The organism is Xanthobacter sp. 91 (assembly GCF_000702385.1).
GTDB classification, from domain to species: Bacteria; Pseudomonadota; Alphaproteobacteria; order Rhizobiales; family Xanthobacteraceae; genus Xanthobacter; species Xanthobacter aminoxidans.
Map to the genome: position 1 here is coordinate 4706562 of NZ_JNIB01000001.1, position 21213 is coordinate 4727774.

Here is a 21213-nt window from a genome sequence, read left to right on the forward strand (position 1 = left end):
GGGCTCACTCCGCCGGGGTCGCGCTGGGGGTGGGGGCCGAGGACGGCCGGCGGGCCTTCCACTTCTCGGAGAGGCTGGCCGCGAGGCCAAGCACGCCCTTGGGCAGGAAAAGCGTCACCAGCACGAACAGCGCGCCGAGGGCGAACAGCCAGGCCTCCGGCAGCACACCGGTGAACCAGGTCTTGCCCGCATTGACGATGAGTGCGCCGAGCGCGGCACCGACCAGCGTGCCGCGCCCGCCCACCGCCACCCAGATCACCATCTCGATGGACTGGGCGGGGGCGAATTCGGACGGATTGATGATGCCCACCTGCGGCACGTAGAGCGCCCCGGCGACACCGGCCAGCATGGCCGAGAGCACCCAGGCGACGAGCTTGTAGTTCTCCACCCGGTAGCCGAGGAACCTTGTGCGGCTCTCCGCGTCGCGCACCGCCACCAGCACCTTGCCATACTTGGAGGTGACGAGCGCCCGGCAGAGCAGATAGCCCGCCGCCAAGGCCAATGCGGAAAGGAAGAACAGGGTCAGGCGTGTCGAGGGCGCGGAGATGGGGAAGCCCAGGATGTCCTTGAAATCGGTGAGGCCGTTGTTTCCGCCGAAGCCCATGTCATTGCGGAAGAAAGCGAGCATCAGCGCGAAGGTCATCGCCTGCGTGATGATGGAGAGGTAGACGCCGGTGACGCGCGAGCGGAAGGCGAACCAGCCGAACACGAAGGCCAGCGCCCCCGGCACCACAAGCACCATCAGCATGGCGAACGGGAAGATGTTGAAGCCTTCCCAGAACCAGGGCAGCTCCTTGTAGTTCAGGAACACCATGAAATCGGGCAGCACCGGATTGCCGTAGACGCCGCGCGAGCCGATCTGCCGCATCAGATACATGCCCATGGCGTACCCGCCGAGGGCGAAGAAGGCGCCGTGGCCGAGCGAGAGCACGCCGCAATAGCCCCACACCAGATCCACCGCCACGGCGAGCAGCGCGTAGCACAGATATTTGCCGAGTAGCGGGATCATGTAGTCCGGCACGTGCAGGGGATTGCCGGCGGGGAGCAGCAGGTTGGAGGCGGGGATGAGCACGCCCGCCGCCAGCACCACGATGAGGAAGATGCCGCCGGTGCGGTCGATGATGCGGGTGCGGTTCATGATTCCACCGCCCGGCCCTTGAGCGCGAACAGGCCGCGCGGGCGCTTCTGGATGAACAGGATGATGAAGACGAGCAGCAGGATCTTGCCCAGCACGGCGCCGGCGAACGGCTCCAGCAGCTTGTTGGCCACGCCCAGCGTGAAGGCGCCGACCAGCGTGCCCCAGAGGTTCCCGACGCCCCCGAACACCACCACCATGAAGCTGTCGATGATGTAGCCCTGGCCGAGGTTGGGGCTCACATTGTCGATCTGCGAGAGCGCCACGCCCGCGATGCCGGCAATACCGGAGCCGAGGCCGAAGGTCAGCGCATCGATGCGGCCGGTGCGGATGCCCATGGCCGCCGCCATGCGCCGGTTCTGCGTCACTGCTCGCACATAAAGACCGAGCGGCGTTCGCCGCAGCACCAGCAGCAGGGTGAAGAACACGATCAGCGCGAAGCAGATGATCCAGAGCCGGTTGTAGGTGATGGACAATTGCCCGATCTGGAACGCGCCGGACATCCACGAAGGCGCGCCCACCTCCTGGTTGGTCGGGCCGAACACGGACCGCACCGCCTGCTGCAGGATGAGCGAGACACCCCAGGTGGCGAGCAGGGTTTCAAGCGGCCGGCCATAGAGGAAGCGGATCACCGTGCGTTCGATGAGAATGCCCACCAGAGCGGTGAACAGGAAGGCCAGCGGCAAGGCGATGGTGAGCGACCAGTCGAACAGATAGGGCGCCTTCTGGCGGATCAGCTCCTGCACCACGAAGGTGGTGTAGGCGCCCAGCATCACCATCTCGCCATGGGCCATGTTGATGACGCCCATGACGCCGAAGGTGATGGCGAGGCCGATGGCCGCCAGCAGCAGCACGGAGCCGAGCGAGAGGCCGTACCAGACATTCTGCACCACGGCCCAGAACTTGAGGCTCTCCTCGGCCTTCGTGATGCCGGCCTCGGCCGCGGCCTTTAGGGCCGGAGACGAATTCGCCGGCAGGCTGCGCAGCAGGCTGATGGAGTCCTGATCGCCACGCGCGGCGATGAGCTGGATGGCGGCGCGGCGATCCGGCTCCGGCGCGTCGGCCTTGCCGATGAGGATGGCGGCGCGGGCCTGCGCCAGCGCGGCCTTCACGGCCGGCACGGTTTCCTTGGCGATGGCCGCCTCGACCGTGGGCAGCGCCGCAGCATCGCGGGACTTGAACACGGCGGCGGCGGCATCGAGCCGCTTCGCCGGATCAGCATTGAGCAGCGTGAGCGCCCCGGCCGCGGCATCGAGCGCGCGGCGGACGCGGTTGTTGGCCCGCACCGGCGAGAGGTTGGCCGGCGCGCTGCCGACGATGGCGCCCGAGGCCGGATCGACCATGCCGCTGGGGGTGCGGATGAAGACGGCCTTGCTCGCCGGATCATAAAGCAGGTTGCCGGCGGCCAGCGCCTCGACCACGGCGGCCGCCTGCGGGCTGCCCGAGGTGGCGAGCGCGGCGATCGCATCGGAGGTGTCGGAATAGCTGTCGTTGCCGAACTTGGCGATGATGCCGGAGATATCCGGCTGGCTCTGCGCGCGGGCGGGGACCGACGCCACAAGCCCGGCCAGCAGCACGGCAAGAAGGGAAAGAAACAGGGTCCGCAGCGTGCTGGGCGAGGTTTTCGCCTGCGGTACGGAAGGGGGCAGCCGCATCATTCAGGTCATCCGCTCCGGCACGGCCGGACAAGCCGGCGGCCCTTATCGGGAGTGCAGCAGGGCTCCCCCTCCCCTTGCGGGGAGAGGGAGAGGCGCCCCGAGGGACGGTACGAGAGGTCGAGATGAAAACCGTGAAGAGCCTTGGGAAAGCCGCGGGGATCATCGATCCCCGCGCAATGGCAGCCGCTTACTTCGCGGCGGCGCCCAGGCACTTGTTCGTGGTGGTGTCGTAGTTGCCGCAATTGTACTTGACCCAGTCGGCAACGAGGTTCTTGGAACCTTCGAGGTACTTGGACCAGGCTTCGCCGGGGATCAGGTCCTTGGTCTTCCAAACCACGTCGAACTGGCCGTTGTCCTTGATCTCGCCAATGAAGACCGGCTTGGTGATGTGGTGGTTCGGCAGCATCTCGGAGGTGCCGCCCGTGAGGTTGGCCTGCTTGATGCCGGGCAGCGCCGCGATCACCTTGTCCGGATCGGTCGTGCCGGCCTTCTCCACCGCCTTCACCCACATGTTGAAGCCGATGTAGTGGGCTTCCATCGGGTCGTTGGTGACGCGCTTCGGGTTCTTGGTGAAGGCGTGCCACTTCTCGATGAACGCCTTGTTCTCGGGCGTATCGATGGACATGAAGTAGTTCCAGGCCGCGAGGTGGCCGAGGAGCGGCTTGGTGTCGATGCCGGCGAGCTCTTCCTCGCCCACCGAGAAGGCCACGACCGGGATGTCGGTCGCCTTGATGCCCTGGTTGGCCAGTTCCTTGTAGAAGGGCACGTTGGCGTCACCATTGATGGTGGACACCACGGCGGTCTTCTTGCCGGCGGAGCCGAACTTCTTGATGTCGGAGACGATGGTCTGCCAGTCGGAATGTCCGAACGGCGTGTAGTTGATCATGATGTCCTCGGCCTTCACGCCGCGGGACTTCAGATAGGCTTCGAGGATCTTGTTGGTGGTGCGGGGATAGACGTAGTCCGTGCCCGCGAGCACCCAGCGCTCGACCTTTTCCTCGTTGGCGAGGTAGTCCACCGCCGGGATGGCCTGCTGGTTCGGCGCGGCGCCGGTGTAGAACACGTTGCGCTCGCTCTCCTCACCCTCGTACTGCACGGGGTAGAAGAGGATGTTGTTCAGCTCCTTGAACACCGGGAGCACGGACTTGCGGGACACCGAGGTCCAGCAGCCGAACACGGCCGCGACCTTGTCCTTGGTGATCAGCTCACGGGCCTTCTCGGCGAACAACGGCCAGTTGGAAGCCGGGTCCACCACCACGGCCTCGAGCTTCTTGCCGAGGAGGCCGCCCTTCTTGTTCTGCTCTTCGATGAGCATGAGCATCACGTCCTTCAGCGTGGTCTCGCTGATGGCCATGGTGCCCGACAGTGAATGCAGGATGCCGACCTTGATGGTGTCCTCGGCCCGTGCCGCGCCCACACCCATCGTGCCCGCGACGACGGCGGCAGCGGCAAGCGCTCCGAATCCCCTCCTGGTCGTCCGTCCCAGCAAACCGAGCATGCGCTCTCTCCCCTATTCCGACGGCCCGAGCGGGCCGACCAGTGGAGAATGAGCAAGGCGCGTGCCAAGGCAGGCGGCGCCAGACAGGCAGGCGCCGCGCAATACCTCGCTCCAGTCCGGCCTCGGCCCACGAGAGCGTGGCTGGAGTGAATGCCCATCGATTAGGCAGGAGAGCGAATTGCAAATGACTAAATTTACGCCAACAACGGCGCACGATGCATGCAAGGGCTCGAAAGGGTAATTTAGTACTTCAGTGCGTGCCCCCGCGCCCCGCCACGACAAGACACTCTTCCGAAGCCGTCTGCGCAGCGATTAATCAGCGGGCCGGCGAAGCGCACGCCCTTCCCGACCCTGCGCGGCATCCTGGAAACGCCGGGCGCAACAATCTCCACGCCCAGCTCCAGCCTCAGAGGAAGTTGAAGAGGTACAGGAGGACGATAACCGAGATCGGAACACCCATGATCCAAAGTAGAATTCCACGCATGTCCTTGGCTCCACACGTTTTCAAGGCGTCGCGATGAGAACGTGGCAAGGCGAACTCCGGTTCCGCGCGGCATGCTCTTGACTTGTCAGGCGCGCTCAGACTTCCGTGGCCGAGTAAGCGAAGGGAGCGATGGCGTGGACGATCTGATCTCCGGCTACAAACGGTTTCGGGAAGTGGCATGGCCCGAACGCAAGCTGCTGTTCGAGCGGCTGGCGGCGCGCGGCCAGAAGCCGGAAACGCTTGTCATCGCCTGCTCGGACAGCCGCGTCGATCCGCAGATGATCTTCGACGCCGGCCCGGGCGAGATGTTCGTGGTGCGCAACGTCGCCAACCTCGTCCCGCCGTTCATGCCCGACGCCAATTATCACGGTACTTCGGCGGCTATCGAGTTCGCGGTGCGGGTGCTGAAGGTGAAGCAGGTGGTGGTGCTCGGCCACGCCCAGTGCGGCGGCATCCATGCCCTGCTCGACGGCGCCCCTCCCGGCGCAGAGGATTTCGTCGCCGACTGGATGAAGATCGCCGAGCCGGCGCGGCTCATGGCCGAAGACGCCAGGCTTCCGCCGGACGAGCGCCAGCGCTTCTGCGAGCAATGCTGCGTCAAGCTCTCCCTCGCCAACCTCGCCGGCTTCCCCTGGGTCGCCGAGCGGGTTGCGGAAGGCGACCTCAAGTTGCATGGCGCCTATTTCGGCGTGGCGACGGGGCGCCTCGAGCTTCTCGGCGACGACGGCACCTTCGCCCCCACCTGAGGCGGCCTTCGCCCCGGCGCGGCAGGTGACGTAGCAGGTGACGTAAAGGCGTGCCGAAAGGGCAACGTGGCCGGTTGTCCCGGCCGCGTTTCATCCCCTTGTATCAAATGGCGATTATCCGATATGGGTCGGCTCGACCGGCACCTTGCTTCTGACAGGGCCGATCCAGCTTGCACATCCCCTCGAACCGGGACACACCCATATGACCGACGCGGCTATCGCATCGCGGCTCGGGCACGAGCACGTCGCTGACATCGTCGAATTCCTGAACGGCAAGACCGCCGAGGAAGCGACCGGCGTGGTTTCGCATATGCCGCTAAAATGGGCGGTTGAGGTGCTGGACCAGCCGCAGTTTCACGATGCCTGCGAGGTCATCGAGGCGCTGCCGCAGGAGAAGGCAGTCGGCATTCTCGAAGGTATGTCCGCCGACCGCGCCGCCGATGTGCTGCGCTGGATCGAGGAGCCGGCCAAGGGGCGCCTTCGGGACGCGCTTAGCCCCGAGGCGCAGGTGGCCATCGACCACCTGCTCACCTATCCCGAGGGCACGGCCGGCGCGCTGATGACAACAGAGTTCGTCTCGGTGCCGTCCAACTGGACCGTGCAGCAGACCCTCGACCATATCCGCGAGGTGGAGCGCAGCCGCGAGACCGTCTACGCCATCTACGTGCTCTCCCCCGGCACCCGGCGGCTGGTGAACACGGTGTCGCTGCGTCGGCTGATCTCGGGCAATCCCGGCGATTCGATCCTGTCGGTCGCAAACCCCTACACCCCGATCACCGTGCCGCCGAACCTGCCGCAGGAGGAGGTGGCGCGCACCATCTCCAAATACGACTTCCTCGCCGTGCCCGTGGTGGACACGACCGGCCACGTCCTCGGCATCGTGACCGTCGACGATGTGATCGACGCCATGATCGAGGAGCAGACCGAGGACGTCCAGCGCATGGGCGGCATGGAGGCCATCGACGAGCCCTATCTCGAAATCTCCTTCAAGGAGATGATCAAGAAGCGCGCGGGCTGGCTGTGCATCCTGTTCATCTCCGAGATGTTCACGGCGAGCGCGATGCAGTTCTTCTCCGATGAACTGGAGAAGGCCATCGTGCTGGCCCTGTTCATCCCGCTGGTGATGAGCTCGGGCGGCAATTCGGGCTCGCAGGCCACCTCCCTCATCATCCGCGCCCTCGCCCTGCATCAAGTGCGGCTGCGCGACTGGTGGCGCGTCGCCCTGCGCGAACTGCCGACAGGCATCACGCTCGGCACCATCCTGGGTGTGATCGGCATCATCCGCATCGTCGTCTGGCAGCAGACCGGGCTGTTCGACTACGGCGAGTACTGGAAGCTCCTGGCCGTCACCATCGGCGCCGCGCTGATCGGCATCGTCACCTTCGGCTCGCTGGCGGGATCGCTGATGCCGTTCCTGCTGAAGCGCCTCGGCTTCGACCCCGCCTCCGCTTCCGCGCCCTTCATCGCGACGCTGGTCGATGTGACCGGCATCGTGATCTATTTCTCCGTGGCTTGGCTGTTCCTCCACGGCACCATCCTGTGATGCCTCAGGACTGCCGGACGAAGCGCATCAGCGCGACGTAGCCGTCCTCCCCCGCGTCTTCGAATTCCTCCGCTTCCGCCGGCGTCTCAGCGTCGCTGGCGGCGGCGGCGAGGTCGGATGCTGTCACGTCGAACCCGCGAGAGGCAAGGAAGCGCACCGCATCGTCGGTGGAGGAGAAGCCCTCCACCGCCTCTGCGAGGACGGCGCTGAGGCCCGTGTTGCCCGACGCATCGGACTTCAGTCGATCCATGTCGGCGTTCGTCATTGAAATACCTCTCGATGGTTTTGCGTCCTTAAGCGGAACACGAGACCCACCGCGAAGTTCCGAAAGCCTTCCCGCGACCGGCGCGGACGACTTGCGTTCTTGATCCCTTTACCGTCATCCTGCGGCGGTTTCCGCTGAGTGATCCCCGCCCCGCCATGGTTAAGCTTGCCTTCCTGCTTGTGGGAGCCCGTGCATTGCGCGACCGCTGGTGGGTGCTCACCTTGCTCGCGGCCGCGCTGTTCCTCGTCGCCTCCCTGATCCTGATCGACGCCATGGACGGCACCATGTCGGTGGCGACTCAGGTGTTCGGGGGCGTCTTCGTGTTCGAGGGCCTGCTGGGGCTCCTGACGGCCTTCGCCTTCTCGGGCACGCGCAGCCGGCTGCTGGCGCTCGGCCGCGCGGCCGCGCTTGTGTTCCTGGGCACCTTCATCCTCGATTACCCCTCCCATAACGGAATGGCGTTGTCCCTTCTGTTCGGCACCGCCTTTCTCGTGGACGGAGCGGCCCGCATCGCCACCGCGGCGGTGGTCCGGTTCCGCATGTGGCGTTCGACCGCGGCGGTGGGGGGTGTTGAACTTTTTCTGGCGCTGTTCATCGGCAGCCACTGGCCCCTCGCGCATGAACTCAAGGTGCCGCTCGCGGTGGCCATGCTCACGCTGATGTCCGGCTGGATCATGCTGCGGGCAAGCCTGATGCTCAGAGCCCACCTCGCCGAAGTGGCCATCCTGAGCCTGCCCATCTATGGCGGGCGCGACTGGTACGAGAACGCGCCGGTGATCGTGGACGACACAGGCCCCCTCCCCCCTTGGGAAGGCCCCATGACCGTGCGCGTGTGGACCCCCACCGGCTCTGCCGACGTGAAGGACCACCACCCGGTGTTCGACCGCTACATCGCGGCGGTGGATCGCAACGGTGCGATTTCCACCGGTCACGCCTCGCTCGAGCTGAAGCCGGATCTCTACATCAGCCATTATCCGGCGGAGGAGATCGAGCATCCGCCGGATGAATTCGCCCGCATCCTGCGCGCCACGGCGGAGAACGACGTGAAGGGCCGCTTCCAGCCGTCCTACGCCTACGAATGCGCCAACTGGTGCGAGGCCGACCAGAAGGTGGAGTTCACCCGATTCGATACGCGGCGGCTCATGGCCTTCTGGGCCGGCTACCGTCAGGTGGACACCTACAACCTCACCGACCGCAATTGTTCGGTCGCGGTGGCCGCCGCGCTCGATTCGGCGCTGGAAGGGTGCCTCGCGACCCGGATGCCCTGGCTGCGGGTGGCCTCCCTCATGTTCAATCCGGACGTCTGGGCGGCCGCCTACATCCGCTCGCGGGCGGAGGCCATGAGCTGGACGCCCGGCCTCGTGCTCGACTACGCCCTCACGATGAAGCGGATCGTCGAGCCGGCGCCGCCGCCCTTCGCGGACCGGCTGAGGGATTTCCTGCGCCGCTTCGCAGCGGGACGCGCCGGCGTCACCCCTCCGGTGCGCCAACGCGCAGAGGCTGCGGGGCCAGCCCATCCGTGACCCACGAAAGCAGCGAGCCGATTCCCCCAGCCCTTCCCGACACATCCACCGTGCTCGCGCGCGGCGCGGTGATCGCGACGGCCATGGTCTTCGGCCTCACCTATTCCCTGACCGCGCCGCTCATCGCGTTCGATCTGGCCGCCCGCGGCCTCAGTGAAACCGTGATCGGTGCCAATGCCGCCATGCACGCCGTCGGGGTGCTGGCGACGGCGGTCATCCTGCCGCGGATGGTGGCCCTGCTCGGCCCCCGCCGGCTGATTCTCCTCGCCATCGCTGTCTCGGCGCTGGCGCTCGCCGCCTTCCCGGTCATGCCGGCCATTTGGCTCTGGTTCGTGCTCCGCCTGTTCCTCGGCATGGCGGCGGAAGCGCTGTTCGTCACCTCCGAGACCTGGATCAACGCGCTCTCGACCGAGAACACCCGCGCCCGCTCCATGGCGGCCTACACCGCCGCCATGTCGGTCGGCCTTGCCCTTGGTCCGATGATTCTCTCCCTGGTCGGCACCGAAGGGGCGTTGCCCTATCTGCTGGGAGCCGGCGTGGCGCTGGTCGCGGCGCTGTTCGTGGCATCGCCCAGGGTGATCGCGCCGCATTTCGACGAGCCGACCATCAGCAATCCGCTGCGCTTCGTGCGACTCGCGCCGCTGGCCCTGTCGGCGACCATGCTGAATGCCACCATCGAGACCGCCGGCCTCTCCTTCCTCGCGCTTTATGCGGTGGGGCTCGGCTGGGCGGAGGAGCATGCGACACGGCTGATGTCGGTGATGATGATCGGCGCCATCCTGCTGCAACTGCCTATCGGCTGGCTCGGCGACATCATGGACCGCCGCAGGCTGGTGATCCTGCTCGCGGTCATCTCGGCGGTCGGAGCGGCGATCTGGCCGCTGGCGCTCGGCAACGTGGTGGCGACCTGTGCCCTGCTGTTCGTCTGGGGCGGCGCCTTCGTCGGCATCTACACCATCATGATCACGCTGGTGGGCAGCCGGTTCAAGGGCGGCGACCTCGTGGGCATCTACGCGGTCTCCGGCCTGTTCTGGGGCCTCGGCGCGCTCGTCGGCCCTCTGGGGGCGGGATTCGCCATGCAGATCCACCCGCATGGCCTGGCCCTGTTCGCCGCCCTCTCCTGCACCCTCTTTGCCCTCGCCGCCTGGCGACTGCGCGGGAGCGCGTGACGGGGCAGGCGAATCAGGGAGCGGGCTCTCCAGGCGGCACCAACGTCTCCTTCAGATCGTCGAATCGGAACGCATCGCCTCCCCGACAGGAAATGCGCATGGACCGAAATGTGCGATCCCACCCGCGGGGAGAGCCGACATCGGTGCAGTCCTTCAGGCGAGGAACGGTTGCGGTCAGCAGCCACGGGCGGGGGCGCACCGGCGCATAGTCGAGCAGCAGCAGCCGGGGATCGGCGGCCATGGTGCACAGCTTCGCATGGAGGCTATCGATCGCCACCTCCAGCGCCTCTTCCCTGGGATCGTGCTCCGGGAGGCACTGCCGGACGAACAGAGTGATTCCCTGCGCGCAATCCCCCAGGAACCGCGCCTGAAGGGCCTGGTATTTCGGGATCAGGCGCCGCGCCATCTCCGCCTCTTCGAGGGCGAGGAAATCCTCTCCCGCGGGGAATTCGTGGAGGTGGATGGTGCCCGAGAGGTGGGAATACAGCGCGGGGTGGCCACCGTAATCCGGCACCTTCATGAGCTGCGCTGCCTCGAACACAGCCGGCGCGCCGGCGTCGAGCACCTTCATCACGCTGCCGAGCGGCGTCACCCACCAATCGAACGGATAGGCACGCTCGGACCGAGAGAGGCGGCGCACCTGATAGGCCACTTCGCAAAGCGCGCCGAGACTCACGATTCGGTCCGGAACGAGCGCGGGAGTGCGGCGGAGAAGGCGGGACAACATGGCACCCGTCTACCATGAGACGGTAAAAGATGCCCTACGCAACCTCACGCCGCAGAAAGAATCGACGAGGCGTGACGCGTGCTTCGGCGCGCCCGGGGGCGGCGAACAATCATCGATATGATGGGGGGACAGGGTTTCCGGCGTAGCCGGATTTTCATCTGGTCGGAGTGGCAGGATTTGAACCTGCGACCCCCACGTCCCGAACGTGGTGCGCTACCAGACTGCGCTACACTCCGATCCAGAGGCGCCGCATCTAGCATCCGCTCTCGGGCGATGCAAGGGGGGCGACGCGCCAGCTTCGCTTGAACGGTGGATGGCCCCATGCCATAGGAAGCGCGCCCATGGTGCGTCCACTGGCCGGCGTCATGGGTTTCAATAGCTTGAGCATGTGGAGTGGGGTCTATGGCGACGGACGGTTTCGCGAGCGGTCTTCTGAAGGGCAAGCGCGGGCTGATTCTCGGTGTCGCCAACAACCGATCCATCGCCTATGGAATCGCCAAGTCCGCGCGGGCCCATGGCGCCGAGCTCGCCCTCACCTATCAGGGCGAGGCGCTGAGGAAGCGGGTGGAGCCGCTGGCGGCGGAACTGGGCGGTCATCTGGTCGGCCACTGCGACGTCACCGAGCCCGAGACGCTGGATGCCGTCTTCGCCGAGACCGAGCGCCTGTTCGGCACCCTCGATTTCGTCATCCATTGCATCGCCTTCTCGAACAAGGACGAGCTGGACGGCCGCTATGTGGAAACCACGGCGGACAATTTCACCAAGACCATGCTCATCTCCTGCTACTCCTTTACCGCGGTCGCACAGCGGGCGGAGAAGCTGATGACCAATGGCGGCTCCCTCATCACGCTCACCTATTACGGCGCGGAAAAGTGGATGCCCCACTACAACGTCATGGGCGTGGCCAAGGCGGCGCTGGAGGCCAGCGTGCGGTATCTGGCCGCTGACCTCGGCCCCAAGGCGATCCGCGTGAACGCCATCTCCGCCGGCCCCATCAAGACGTTGGCCGCCTCGGGCATCGGCGACTTCCGCTACATCCTGAAGTGGAACGAGCTGAACTCGCCGCTGCGCCGCACCGTCACCACCGATGAGGTTGGCGACGCGGGCGTCTATCTCCTCTCCGATTTGTCGCGTGGTGTGACCGGCGAGGTGCATCATGTGGATGCCGGGTATCATATTGTGGGCATGAAGCATCCCGACGCGCCGGACCTCGCCCTCGTCCGCGATTGAATACGGCGCGCGCCCACAAAGGAGACCAACCATGACGGCGCTTGATTCCCGGGCCTCCCGTTTCGCCCTCGCCGTTGCCGTCTCCGCGGGACTGCTCGTGTCTGCCGGTGCGGCGCTGGCGCAGAGCCCGCCGACCTTCGAGCAGTATCCGTTCCGCGACCGCGTGTTCGGCCCGGGCGGCGCGATCTTCCCGGACTATGTGACGCCCTACGAGAGCGGCGTCAGCTTCATGATCGGGGGCGGCGGCAGCCGCAGCGCGCTCTTCGCCGCCGGCACCTCCGACTACAACTGCCAGCAGACGCAGATTCCGACCATCCAAGTCCTCTCCGCCCCGCCCGGCGGCAAGGTCAGCATCCAGTATGGCCGCTTCGTCGCCACGGGAATCGATGGCGGGCGCACCACCAAGTGCATCGGCCAGCCGGCCAAGGGGCTCATCGTGAGCTACAAGGGCAAGGCGGCGCCGGGCTCGACCATCAAGCTGCGCGTGACCTACCCGCCGCGCGGCGAGTGGTACGACCACGTAATCACGATTCCGCCGCGGTGAGCGACGCCGCGCCCGACAGGGCGGGCCGGAGAGAGATGACGACGCGACGCTTTTTCCTCGTCCGCCATGGCGAGACCGACTGGAATGTGGTGGGCCGGCTCCAGGGGCGCCGCGACGTGCCGCTGAACACGCTCGGCCGTATCCAGGCGGGCCAGGTCGGACGCGTGCTCGCCCAGCTGGCCGGAGACACGCGCGCCTTGGCCTATGTCTCCAGCCCCCTGTCGCGGGCCGTGGAGACCATGCGCATCCTGCGCACCGGCCTCGATCTGCCTGTCAGCGATTTCAAGACCGACATCCGCTTCGCTGAAATCTCCTTCGGCATATGGGAGGGCCAGACCTGGCCCGAGCTGCGCCGCCGCGACCATGACGCCGTGCGCCGGCGCGATCTCGATCCCTGGAACTTCGCGCCCCCCGGCGGCGAAAGCTATCGCACCCTGTGCGAGCGCGTCGGCGCGGCCTGCGCCGAGATCGAGGATGACGCCGTCATCGTTACCCACGGCGGCGTCATCCGCGCGCTGCTGCACGTGAAGGCCGGGATGCCGGAAGCCGAAGCCTCCAATCTGCCCGTGCGGCAGGGGGCGGTCTATGTGGTCTCCCGCGGCGGCTTCGAGGTCGCGGACTGAGCTTCCGCGCTGTCCGTCCACACATTTTCCCTTGGCATTTTTCTTGCTGCGTCAAACCGGTAGGCCCGGCACCCGTGTCGCGAACGCGACGGGCAGGGTCGTTTGTTGACGCCTTTTCACCCGAGCCCCGGGGGGACTTTTCATGACCGACATGGCCGAACTGCAGAAGCGGAAGATGCCGCTCAACCTCGCCATCGTCCATGTGGATCCGGACGCCTTCATCGCCCACTACATGGGCTGGCTGGAAATCACCAAATTCATCACCGCCCTGCGCGCCGGCGATGCGACGGTTCCGGCTGATGGCAAGACCCCCACCCTCAGCCCGGCCGACCTTGCCAATGGCGGCGTGCACAATGTCGCCAACGACGCCATGTTCGCCTTCTGCATGACGGCCGCGCTGAAAGGCGACAAGGCGGCGGTCGACAAGGTGGAGGCCGCCTTCATCGACGCCTGGGGGAAGGAGTATCCGGGCAACTTCGCCCTCTGGCACTTCCGCACCAACATCGAGACGCTCATCACGCTCGAGGATTTCGTGGGACAGGCCGGCAAGAAGATGCTGCTGGGCGACATCCCGCCCCCGCCGCTGCGCGCCAAGGAGAACTGGAGCGCGGGCCTGCGCTTCTTCGAGAAGGCCCGCAAGTCCAACTTCGTCCACGAGATCATGTACCCGCTGGCCCTGTGGCACCGCGCCAAATGGACCGAGACGCTGGAGAAGGGCATCGCCTTCCTCAAGCACATCGAGGATACGGTGCCGGTCCTGCGCGAAACGCTCGAAGAGAAGCGCAACGATCAGCCCTTCATCGCCAACATCCTGCTGAAGAACGCGTTCGGCGTGGATATGGAGCTGACCGAGGAATACGAGGGCTTCCTGCGCTCCCTCGCCCGGCGGGATTAATCGAGAGGCTGAAGGGCCGGCGCGGGCGGGGCCTCAGCCCTGCCCCGCCACTTCCTGCCGGTGCAGCACGTGGGGCCGCGACACCAGCAGCTTGTCGATGCGGCGGCCGTCCATGTCGACGATCTCGAACCGCCATCCCAGCGCCGTGAAGACCTCGCCCTCCTCGGGGAGTTCCTTGAGGTGGGAGAGGGCGAAGCCGGCGACCGTGTGGAAGCCCTCGTCGATCGGGAGGGCGACGTCCAGCAGGTCGCGCAGTTCGTCCACCGGCGTGTCGCCGGCCACCAGATAGCTGCCGTCGTGGCGCTCGACCACGTTGCGCTCCACATGCGCATCGCCCGGCTCATGGCTGGCCTCAACCGATCCGGTGATGGCGAGGAGCAGGTCGTAGCCCGTCACCACGCCGGCCATGTCGCCGTACTCGTCCACCACGATGGCCATGGGCACCTCGGCGCCGCGCAGCACGCGCATGGCCTCCAGCGCGCCCACGTTTTCCACGATGAAGGGCACCGTCTGCACATATTGCCGCGGGTCAGGCCGCTCGCCCTTCAGATAGGCGTCCAGCACGCGCTTGGCCTGGATGACGCCGATGGTCTCCTCTGGCGATCCGTCGCAGGCCGGCAGGCGCGAGTGGGGCGTGGTGAGGAGAACGTGGCGCACCTCCTCCGCATCCTTGGAGATATCCACCCACTCCACGTCCGGCCGGGGCGTCATGATGGCCGTCACCGGGCGGTCGGCGAGGCGCATCACTCCGGAGATCATGCGCCGCTCGGCGGGGTCGATGACGCCCGCCGTCTCGGCCTCGGTGATGATGGCGCGGATTTCCTCGTCCGTGACCGAGCTGGAGCGGCTACCGCCCCGGCCGAGCAGGGTCAGCACCGCGCGGGTCGAGGCATCGAGCAGCCACACCATGGGCGCCGACACCTTGGAAAGCCCGATCATGAGGGGCGCGAGAATGCAGGCCAGCGGCTCCGCATTCTGAAGCGCGAGCCGCTTGGGGATGAGCTCGCCGATCACCAGCGACACATAGGTGATGGCCACCACCACCGCCGTATAGCCCAGCGGGTGCGCGACACTGGTGGGCAGTCCGGCCTCCCGGAGCGTCTCGCCCAGGAGATCGCCGAGGCTGGCGCCGGAGAAGGCGCCGGCCAGGATGCCGATGAGGGTGATTCCGATCTGGACGGTGGAGAGGAAGCGGCCGGGGTCTTCCGCCAGCCGCATGGCCGCCTTGGCCCCCTTGTTCCCGCGATCGGCCAGCGTCTTCAGCCGCGCGGGGCGAGACGAGACGATCGACAATTCCGCTGCTGCGAGAACGGCGTTGATGAGAACGAGGACGAGGACGATCAGGATTTCGAGTAGAGGCATGGCGGGGGTGTGGTGCTCCGTCGGCGCACGTCATAGCACAGGATGCCCTTCCTGTGTGACGCCGGAGCCACAAATGCGCGGTGGGCGGCGCCGACCCTTCCTCGTTCCCTTGCCGGCCGTCCTCGTTTATTGAGCCCGGAGCAGTACGAGGACTAAAGGCGCCATGTCGTTCAACACCTTCGGCCACATGTTCCGCGTGACCACCTTCGGCGAAAGCCACGGGGTCGCCATCGGCTGCGTGGTGGATGGCTGCCCGCCCAACGTGCGCTTCTCCATCGAGGAAGTGCAGGCGGCCCTCGACCGGCGGCGCCCCGGCCAGTCGCGCTTCACCACCCAGCGCCGCGAGCCGGACGAGGTGAAGGTGCTGTCCGGCACCCTGCCCCATCCCGAGGGCGGCCTCGTCACCACCGGCACGCCCATCGCGCTGCTGATCGAGAACGTGGACCAGAGGTCCAAGGATTACGCCGACATCGCCGGCGCCTACCGCCCCGGCCATGCGGATTTCACCTACGACATCAAATACGGCATCCGCGACCATCGCGGCGGCGGACGGTCCTCGGCGCGGGAGACGGCGACGCGGGTCGCCGCCGGCGCCATCGCGGCGAAAGTGCTGCCCGGCGTCACCGTGCGCGGGGCCGTGGTGCGCATCGGCGAGATCGAGATCGACCGGTCCCGCTGGGACTGGGACGAGGTGGGCAACAACCCGTTCTTCTGCCCGGACCCCGGCACCGTGCCGCTGTTCGAGGAATACCTCGACGGCATCCGCAAGGCCGGCTCCTCGGTGGGCGCGGTGGTGGAGCTGGTGGCGGAGGGCGTTCCGCCCGGCCTCGGCGCGCCGCTCTATGCCAAGCTCGATGGCGACTTGGCCGCCGCCCTCATGGGCATCAACGCCGCCAAAGGCGTGGAAATCGGCGAGGGCTTCAACGCCGCCCGCCTCACCGGCGAGCAGAATGCGGACGAGATGCGCCTCGGCAACGAGGGGCGGCCGCACTTCCTCGCCAACCACGCGGGCGGCATCCTTGGCGGCATCTCCACCGGCGCCCCCATCGTCGCGCGCTTCGCGGTGAAGCCCACCTCCTCCATCCTCACGCCGCGCCAGACCGTGGACCGCGCTGGCCACGAGACCGAGATCTTCACCAAGGGCCGGCACGACCCGTGCGTGGGCATTCGCGCCGTGCCGGTGGGCGAGGCCATGGTGTGGTGCGTGCTGGCCGACCATCTCATCCGCCATCGCGGGCAGGTGGGCCAGAGCCCGGCCTGGCCGTTCCCCCAAGGCTGACGCGGGAGGCGGGAATGAAGCAGCCGCCCCACGCACGGCGCCTTCTTCTGGCTGTGGCCGCGCTCCTCCTCTGCGCGCCCGGCCCTGCCCTCGCCTGCGGGCCGGAGGCGCTGGGGACGGCGCGGGTGATGGAGATCGACCCCAACGGCCTGCGCGTCGGCAAGAAGTCCTTCCCGGATACCTTGCCGCTGGCGCCCAAGGAGGTCGTGCTCACCTTCGACGATGGGCCATGGCCGACCACCACCGCCGCCGTGCTGGATGCGCTGAAGGCGGAATGCGTGCGCGCCACCTTCTTCCTCATCGGCGAGAATGCCCGCGCCCGACCGCAACTGGTGAAGCGGGAACTGGCGGAGGGCCACACCGTCGCCCACCACACCATGACCCATCCCGCCGCGACCCTGGCGAAGATCCCCTTCGACGCGGCGGTGAAGGAGATCGAGCGCGGCATCGCCGCCGACGACACCGCTGCCTACGGCGCCGCCGGGGCGGCGCCCCGCGTGCCCTTCTTCCGATTCCCGGGATTCGCCTCGACGCCGCAGCTCCTCGAATATCTCGAGCGAAAGGGCATCGCCGTGTTCGGCGCGGACCTGTGGGCCAGCGACTGGAACGTGATGACGCCGGAGGCCGAGCTGGATCTCGTGATGAAGCGGCTCGATGCGGCCGGCGGCGGCATCGTGCTGTTTCACGACACCAAGCCCTATACAGCGGCGATGATTCCCGCCTTCCTCAAGGCCTTGAAGCAGAACGGCTACAGCGTCGTGCACATGGTGCCGAAGGCCTGAGAGTAACGCGCGCTTCGCCCATCGCAGCCGCATCCAGCGTTTGAGGGAAGCGCTTGTGGCACCGGGGTGTGCATATGCCTCCGCACGAACTGCGGAGACGACGGCATGTCCGACGAAATTCCCTCTGCCCTTCTGGTCTTCGCAGGCACCTACGCGGCCATGGTTCTGGTCCCGGGTGCGAACTTCCTGGTGGTCAGCCGCGCCAGCCTCGCCGGCTGGCCCGTTGGACTGGCCGCCGCGCTCGGTGTCTCCGCTGGTGCAACGGTCAACGTCACCACCGTGGTCATCTGTCTCGGCCTGTTGAGCGGGATTGACCCTTCGGGCGATCTCGGCCGGCTGCAGCTGGTGTTCTGCCTGCTCTACGCCGTCCTTCTGCTGCGCGCCGGAATCAGCTGCCTGCTTGAGGTGTGGACGCTACGCGGCCGTTCGGGCTCAACGCCCCAGGCCACCATCCACCGGACCGGACGCGAGGCCTTTCGCCTCGGCTTCCTCACAGCGGTCACCAACCCCGTATCGCTGTCGTTCTTCCTGGCCTCGGGCGGGCTGCTCGCCGCCGCGGCCGGCCGGGGCGCGATGTTCGCCAGTCCGGTGCTGGTGTTTTCGGTGGCGGCCGGATGGTTCGGCCTGCTCGCCTTCCTCTTTTCCGCCCCGCCCGCCCGCCGCCTCTATCTGAAGATGCGATCTGCCGCCGACACGTGCATCGGCGCGCTCCTCATCGTCGCGAGCGGCCTCGTGCTGCTGCGGGTGGTCTCCCGGCTCTGACCGGCGACAGGCCCGAAAACGAAAAAGGCCCTCGCCGAAATCCGGCAAGGGCCTTTTTCAAAAGCCAGATCAACCTGGTGCGGACGAGAGGACTCGAACCTCCACGGGTCTCCCCACTAGCACCTCAAGCTAGCGCGTCTACCAATTCCGCCACGACCGCAGTCAGGGATGGCACCGGCCTCAAGGTTCCTCGGGAGAGGACCGCTTCCGGCCGGGGGCCATCGTCTAACAGATCGAATGTGCCGCCACAAGTGCCCGGCAAAGGTAACGCGCCGCTCGTGCTGCGGCCTGTGGATGACGGTTCCGCGAACCCTGACACGGCGGGGGCTGGACCCACCGTGCGGATGGATTAAAGCAGTTCGCATGAACGCCAGCGCCCCCACCCCCGCCGTTACCCGCGCCAGCCTGGAAACCGACTTCCGCCCGCTCGATTCTTCCGCTCCCCCGGTGGAGTGGGTGGTGAGCGACGCTCTCGTGCCCTATCCGGAGGCCCTCGCGGCGATGGAGGCACGCGCGGCCGCCATCGCCGAGGGCACGGCGGCGGAATGCGTGTGGCTGCTGGAGCATCCCCCGCTCTATACCGCCGGCACCAGCGCGCGGCCGGAAGACCTCGTGGACGCACGATTCCCGGTCTACGAGACCGGCCGGGGCGGCCAGTTCACCTATCACGGCCCCGGCCAGCGGGTGGCCTATGTGATGCTCGACCTCAAGCGCCGCTCGGCGGACGTGCGGCGCTATGTGAGCGCCCTGGAAGCCTGGATCATCGGCACTCTTTCCGCCTTCAACGTCACCGGTGAGCGGCGGGAGGACCGGGTGGGCGTCTGGGTGCGGCGCAAGGGCGGCGGAGAGGACAAGATCGCCGCCATCGGCATCCGCGTGCGCCGCTGGGTGACATTCCACGGCATCTCGCTGAACGTGGAGCCGGACCTCAGCCACTTCGGCGGCATCGTCCCCTGCGGCGTGCGCGAGCACGGCGTGACCAGCCTCGCCGACCTCGGCCTGCCGGTGACGATGGCCGAGGTGGATGCGGTGATGCGGGTGGCGTTCGAGGAGGTGTTCGGGCCGACGGTGGTGGGCGAACCGCTCGTCTGACCTGAACCCGGAGAAAAGGCCCCGGCGCGCCAGCGTTCCCCGGACAAGCGACGGCGCAGCCGGAGCGCCGATCCGGGGACCAGCGCAAGAGTTCCCGCGCAGCGGGACAAAGCCTGAGGACGCTGGGTCAGGAAGCGCCTGCGGCGGGCCCCTGCGCTGGGCCCCAGCTCGCATTCCGCTTTCGCTGCATGCGTCCGGGGCGCGAGAGCGTGCCCCGGACCGTCATCCCCCTTAGATCCCCAGCTTCGCCTTCAGAATATCGTTCAGCGCCTGCGGGTTCGCCTTGCCGCCGGAGGCCTTCATGGCCTGGCCGACGAACCAGCCGAGCATGGTGGGCTTGGCCTGCACCTGGGCCACCTTGTCCGGATTGGCGGCGATGATCTCGTCCACCACCTTCTCGATGGCGCCGGTGTCCGTCACCTGCTTCATGCCGCGGGCTTCCACCACCACGCGCGGGTCGCCGCCCTCGGTGAAGATGATCTCGAACAGATCCTTGGCGATCTTGGAGGAGATGGTGCCCTCCCCGATCAGGTCGAGGATGGCGCCGATCTGCTGGGGCGTGACGGGCGAGGAGGTGATGTCCTTCCCCTCCTTGTTCAGCCGGCCGAACAGCTCGTTGATGACGAAATTGGCCGCCGCCTTGCCGTCGCGCTTGGCGCCGCCGCCTTCCACCACCTGCTCGAAATAGTCGGCGGTCTCGCGCTCGGCCACCAGCACGCCGGCGTCGTAGGGCGAGAGGCCGTATTCGGCGATGAAGCGGGCCTTCTTCTCGTCCGGCAGCTCGGGAAGATTCTCTTTCAGCTCCTCCACCCACTCGGGCTTGATGTCGAGGGGCAGGAGGTCCGGGTCGGGGAAATAGCGGTAGTCGTGCGCCTCCTCCTTGGAGCGCATGGACCGCGTCTCGCCCTTGTTCGGGTCGAACAGGCGCGTTTCCTGATCGATCTTGCCGCCGTCCTCGAGGATCTCGATCTGGCGCCGCGCCTCCACCTCGATGGCCTGGCCGATGAAGCGGATGGAATTGACGTTCTTGATCTCGCAGCGCGTGCCGAGCGGCTCACCGGGCCGGCGCACGGAGACGTTCACGTCGGCGCGCAGGTTGCCCTTTTCCATGTCGCCGTCGCAGGTGCCGAGATAGCGCAGGATGGTGCGCAGCTTGGTCACATAGGCCTTCGCCTCATCCGCCGAGCGCAGGTCGGGGCGGGAGACGATCTCCATCAGCGCCACGCCGGAGCGGTTGAGGTCCACGAAGGAGAGGGTCGGCGACAGGTCGTGGATGGACTTGCCGGCGTCCTGCTCCAGATGCAGGCGCTCGATGCCCACGGTGAAGCTCTCGCCGTCCAGCAGATCGACGATCACCTCGCCCTCGCCCACCACGGGCTGCTTGAACTGGCTGATCTGGTAGCCCTGCGGCAGGTCCGGGTAGAAATAGTTCTTCCGGTCGAACACCGAATGCAGGTTGATCTCCGCCTTCAGGCCGAGCCCGGTGCGCACGGCCTGCGCGACGCACTCCTTGTTGATGACGGGCAGCATGCCCGGCATGGCCGCATCCACCAGCGATACGTGGTCGTTGGGCTCGCCGCCGAAGGCGGTGGAGGCGCCGGAGAACAGCTTGGCATTGGAAGCGACCTGGGCGTGCACCTCCATGCCGATCACCACCTCCCAATCACCGGTGGCGCCGGAAATCAGCTTCTTGGCCTCCGCGGGCCGGGTGTGAAGGGTCATGGTCGTCCTATCGTCGTGCGCGGATGGTCCGCACTGTCTGGTCCTTGCGGCAGCGCCGCCATCTGGCCGTGTCGTACCCCTAGGCGACATTGCAGGCAACGGCCATGCGATGCCGCAACGTCTCGAAACACTTTGTTACACCAAGTTATCTGCGCCTCATTTCGCCCGCAAAAC

19 protein-coding genes and 2 tRNA genes are annotated in these 21213 nt (G+C 66.9%); 12 read left to right on the top strand and 9 right to left on the bottom strand.

Annotated elements, in window-relative coordinates:
- Window positions 1-4: 4 nt before the first annotated feature.
- The 3 genes from urtC to urtA form a co-directional block, all read right to left on the bottom strand.
- Window positions 5-1138, bottom strand: a complete 1134-nt coding sequence (gene urtC, locus A37E_RS0121970; RefSeq protein ID WP_029558586.1) for an urea ABC transporter permease subunit UrtC — start codon at window positions 1136-1138, stop codon at window positions 5-7.
- A complete protein-coding gene (gene urtB / locus A37E_RS0121975) occupies window positions 1135-2793 on the bottom strand; it encodes an urea ABC transporter permease subunit UrtB (protein WP_081837727.1) in 1659 nt (552 codons plus the stop codon). Before urtB ends, urtC begins: the two co-directional genes overlap by 4 nt.
- A gap of 187 nt (window positions 2794-2980) precedes the next feature.
- A complete protein-coding gene (gene urtA, locus A37E_RS0121980; protein WP_029558588.1) occupies window positions 2981-4291 on the bottom strand; it encodes an urea ABC transporter substrate-binding protein in 1311 nt (436 codons plus the stop codon).
- Between the two features lie 618 nt (window positions 4292-4909).
- On the opposite strand from urtA, the gene A37E_RS0121985 reads away from it, so the two are divergent.
- Window positions 4910-5521 carry a carbonic anhydrase gene (locus tag A37E_RS0121985; RefSeq protein WP_024278960.1) on the top strand — a complete coding sequence of 204 codons (612 nt, stop codon included), beginning with the start codon at window positions 4910-4912 and terminating at the stop codon, window positions 5519-5521.
- A 202-nt stretch (window positions 5522-5723) separates the two neighbouring features.
- Window positions 5724-7064 carry a magnesium transporter gene (gene mgtE / locus A37E_RS0121990; RefSeq protein WP_029558589.1) on the top strand — a complete coding sequence of 447 codons (1341 nt, stop codon included), beginning with the start codon at window positions 5724-5726 and terminating at the stop codon, window positions 7062-7064.
- Window positions 7065-7068: 4 nt separating this feature from the next.
- Here the strand turns inward: mgtE and A37E_RS0121995 are convergent, their stop codons facing one another.
- On the bottom strand, window positions 7069-7329 hold the full coding sequence (locus A37E_RS0121995) for a hypothetical protein (protein WP_029558590.1): 261 nt from the start codon (window positions 7327-7329) through the stop codon (window positions 7069-7071).
- A gap of 155 nt (window positions 7330-7484) precedes the next feature.
- Between A37E_RS0121995 and A37E_RS0122000 the strand changes: the two genes are divergently transcribed.
- Both A37E_RS0122000 and A37E_RS0122005 read left to right on the top strand, forming a co-directional pair.
- Window positions 7485-8852 carry a protease gene (locus A37E_RS0122000; protein WP_197023031.1) on the top strand — a complete coding sequence of 456 codons (1368 nt, stop codon included), beginning with the start codon at window positions 7485-7487 and terminating at the stop codon, window positions 8850-8852.
- Window positions 8849-10021 carry an MFS transporter gene (locus A37E_RS0122005; protein WP_347881303.1) on the top strand — a complete coding sequence of 391 codons (1173 nt, stop codon included), beginning with the start codon at window positions 8849-8851 and terminating at the stop codon, window positions 10019-10021. Before A37E_RS0122000 ends, A37E_RS0122005 begins: the two co-directional genes overlap by 4 nt.
- A gap of 13 nt (window positions 10022-10034) precedes the next feature.
- Here the strand turns inward: A37E_RS0122005 and A37E_RS0122010 are convergent, their stop codons facing one another.
- Both A37E_RS0122010 and A37E_RS0122015 read right to left on the bottom strand, forming a co-directional pair.
- Window positions 10035-10697 carry a DUF1796 family putative cysteine peptidase gene (locus A37E_RS0122010; RefSeq protein WP_197023032.1) on the bottom strand — a complete coding sequence of 221 codons (663 nt, stop codon included), beginning with the start codon at window positions 10695-10697 and terminating at the stop codon, window positions 10035-10037.
- A gap of 210 nt (window positions 10698-10907) precedes the next feature.
- Window positions 10908-10984 (bottom strand) — tRNA-Pro (locus A37E_RS0122015).
- Window positions 10985-11150: 166 nt separating this feature from the next.
- Here A37E_RS0122015 and fabI point away from each other — a divergent pair.
- The 4 genes from fabI (at window position 11151) to A37E_RS0122035 (ending at window position 14040) form a co-directional block, all read left to right on the top strand.
- Window positions 11151-11978: an enoyl-ACP reductase FabI gene (gene fabI, locus A37E_RS0122020; protein ID WP_024278954.1), complete on the top strand. Its 828-nt coding sequence runs from the start codon at window positions 11151-11153 to the stop codon at window positions 11976-11978.
- A 31-nt stretch (window positions 11979-12009) separates the two neighbouring features.
- The gene (locus A37E_RS0122025) at window positions 12010-12522 is read left to right on the top strand and encodes a hypothetical protein (RefSeq protein ID WP_051679253.1); all 513 of its coding nucleotides are present in this window, start codon (window positions 12010-12012) and stop codon (window positions 12520-12522) included.
- 35 nt (window positions 12523-12557) lie between these two features.
- Complete coding sequence (locus A37E_RS0122030) at window positions 12558-13145, top strand: histidine phosphatase family protein (RefSeq protein ID WP_024278952.1); 588 nt, start codon at window positions 12558-12560, stop codon at window positions 13143-13145.
- A 142-nt stretch (window positions 13146-13287) separates the two neighbouring features.
- Window positions 13288-14040 (top strand): hypothetical protein, encoded by a 753-nt coding sequence (locus A37E_RS0122035; RefSeq protein WP_029558595.1) that lies wholly within the window; start codon window positions 13288-13290, stop codon window positions 14038-14040.
- A 33-nt stretch (window positions 14041-14073) separates the two neighbouring features.
- Here the strand turns inward: A37E_RS0122035 and A37E_RS0122040 are convergent, their stop codons facing one another.
- Window positions 14074-15402 carry a hemolysin family protein gene (locus A37E_RS0122040; RefSeq protein WP_029558596.1) on the bottom strand — a complete coding sequence of 443 codons (1329 nt, stop codon included), beginning with the start codon at window positions 15400-15402 and terminating at the stop codon, window positions 14074-14076.
- Window positions 15403-15565: 163 nt separating this feature from the next.
- Here A37E_RS0122040 and aroC point away from each other — a divergent pair, with 163 nt between their 5' ends.
- From aroC to A37E_RS0122055, 3 genes are all read left to right on the top strand, one after another.
- Window positions 15566-16681, top strand: a complete 1116-nt coding sequence (aroC, locus tag A37E_RS0122045) for a chorismate synthase (protein WP_029558597.1) — start codon at window positions 15566-15568, stop codon at window positions 16679-16681.
- Between the two features lie 14 nt (window positions 16682-16695).
- Window positions 16696-17463 (top strand): polysaccharide deacetylase family protein, encoded by a 768-nt coding sequence (locus A37E_RS0122050; RefSeq protein WP_051679254.1) that lies wholly within the window; start codon window positions 16696-16698, stop codon window positions 17461-17463.
- Window positions 17464-17568: 105 nt separating this feature from the next.
- On the top strand, window positions 17569-18225 hold the full coding sequence (locus A37E_RS0122055) for a LysE family transporter (protein WP_029558599.1): 657 nt from the start codon (window positions 17569-17571) through the stop codon (window positions 18223-18225).
- Window positions 18226-18300: 75 nt separating this feature from the next.
- Here the strand turns inward: A37E_RS0122055 and A37E_RS0122060 are convergent.
- Window positions 18301-18385, bottom strand: a tRNA-Leu gene (locus A37E_RS0122060).
- Between the two features lie 203 nt (window positions 18386-18588).
- Between A37E_RS0122060 and lipB the strand changes: the two genes are divergently transcribed.
- On the top strand, window positions 18589-19317 hold the full coding sequence (lipB, locus tag A37E_RS0122065) for a lipoyl(octanoyl) transferase LipB (protein WP_081837728.1): 729 nt from the start codon (window positions 18589-18591) through the stop codon (window positions 19315-19317).
- Between the two features lie 231 nt (window positions 19318-19548).
- Here lipB and gatB read toward each other — a convergent pair whose 3' ends face one another.
- Window positions 19549-21039: an Asp-tRNA(Asn)/Glu-tRNA(Gln) amidotransferase subunit GatB gene (gene gatB, locus A37E_RS0122070; RefSeq protein ID WP_029558601.1), complete on the bottom strand. Its 1491-nt coding sequence runs from the start codon at window positions 21037-21039 to the stop codon at window positions 19549-19551.
- Between the last annotated feature and the right edge of the window lie 174 nt (window positions 21040-21213).

Bases quoted from the DNA above. Each gene is read 5' to 3' on its own strand.
- urtC (WP_029558586.1), bottom strand. From the start codon at position 1,138: ATGAACCGCACCCGCATCATCGACCGCACCGGCGGCATCTTCCTCATC.
- urtB (WP_081837727.1), bottom strand. From the start codon at position 2,793: ATGATGCGGCTGCCCCCTTCCGTACCGCAGGCGAAAACCTCGCCCAGC.
- urtA (WP_029558588.1), bottom strand. From the start codon at position 4,291: ATGCTCGGTTTGCTGGGACGGACGACCAGGAGGGGATTCGGAGCGCTT.
- mgtE (WP_029558589.1), top strand. From the start codon at position 5,724: ATGACCGACGCGGCTATCGCATCGCGGCTCGGGCACGAGCACGTCGCT.
- A37E_RS0121995 (WP_029558590.1), bottom strand. From the start codon at position 7,329: ATGACGAACGCCGACATGGATCGACTGAAGTCCGATGCGTCGGGCAAC.
- A37E_RS0122000 (WP_197023031.1), top strand. From the start codon at position 7,485: ATGGTTAAGCTTGCCTTCCTGCTTGTGGGAGCCCGTGCATTGCGCGAC.
- fabI (WP_024278954.1), top strand. From the start codon at position 11,151: ATGGCGACGGACGGTTTCGCGAGCGGTCTTCTGAAGGGCAAGCGCGGG.
- A37E_RS0122025 (WP_051679253.1), top strand. From the start codon at position 12,010: ATGACGGCGCTTGATTCCCGGGCCTCCCGTTTCGCCCTCGCCGTTGCC.
- A37E_RS0122030 (WP_024278952.1), top strand. From the start codon at position 12,558: ATGACGACGCGACGCTTTTTCCTCGTCCGCCATGGCGAGACCGACTGG.
- A37E_RS0122035 (WP_029558595.1), top strand. From the start codon at position 13,288: ATGACCGACATGGCCGAACTGCAGAAGCGGAAGATGCCGCTCAACCTC.
- A37E_RS0122040 (WP_029558596.1), bottom strand. From the start codon at position 15,402: ATGCCTCTACTCGAAATCCTGATCGTCCTCGTCCTCGTTCTCATCAAC.
- aroC (WP_029558597.1), top strand. From the start codon at position 15,566: ATGTCGTTCAACACCTTCGGCCACATGTTCCGCGTGACCACCTTCGGC.
- A37E_RS0122050 (WP_051679254.1), top strand. From the start codon at position 16,696: ATGAAGCAGCCGCCCCACGCACGGCGCCTTCTTCTGGCTGTGGCCGCG.
- A37E_RS0122055 (WP_029558599.1), top strand. From the start codon at position 17,569: ATGTCCGACGAAATTCCCTCTGCCCTTCTGGTCTTCGCAGGCACCTAC.
- lipB (WP_081837728.1), top strand. From the start codon at position 18,589: ATGAACGCCAGCGCCCCCACCCCCGCCGTTACCCGCGCCAGCCTGGAA.
- gatB (WP_029558601.1), bottom strand. From the start codon at position 21,039: ATGACCCTTCACACCCGGCCCGCGGAGGCCAAGAAGCTGATTTCCGGC.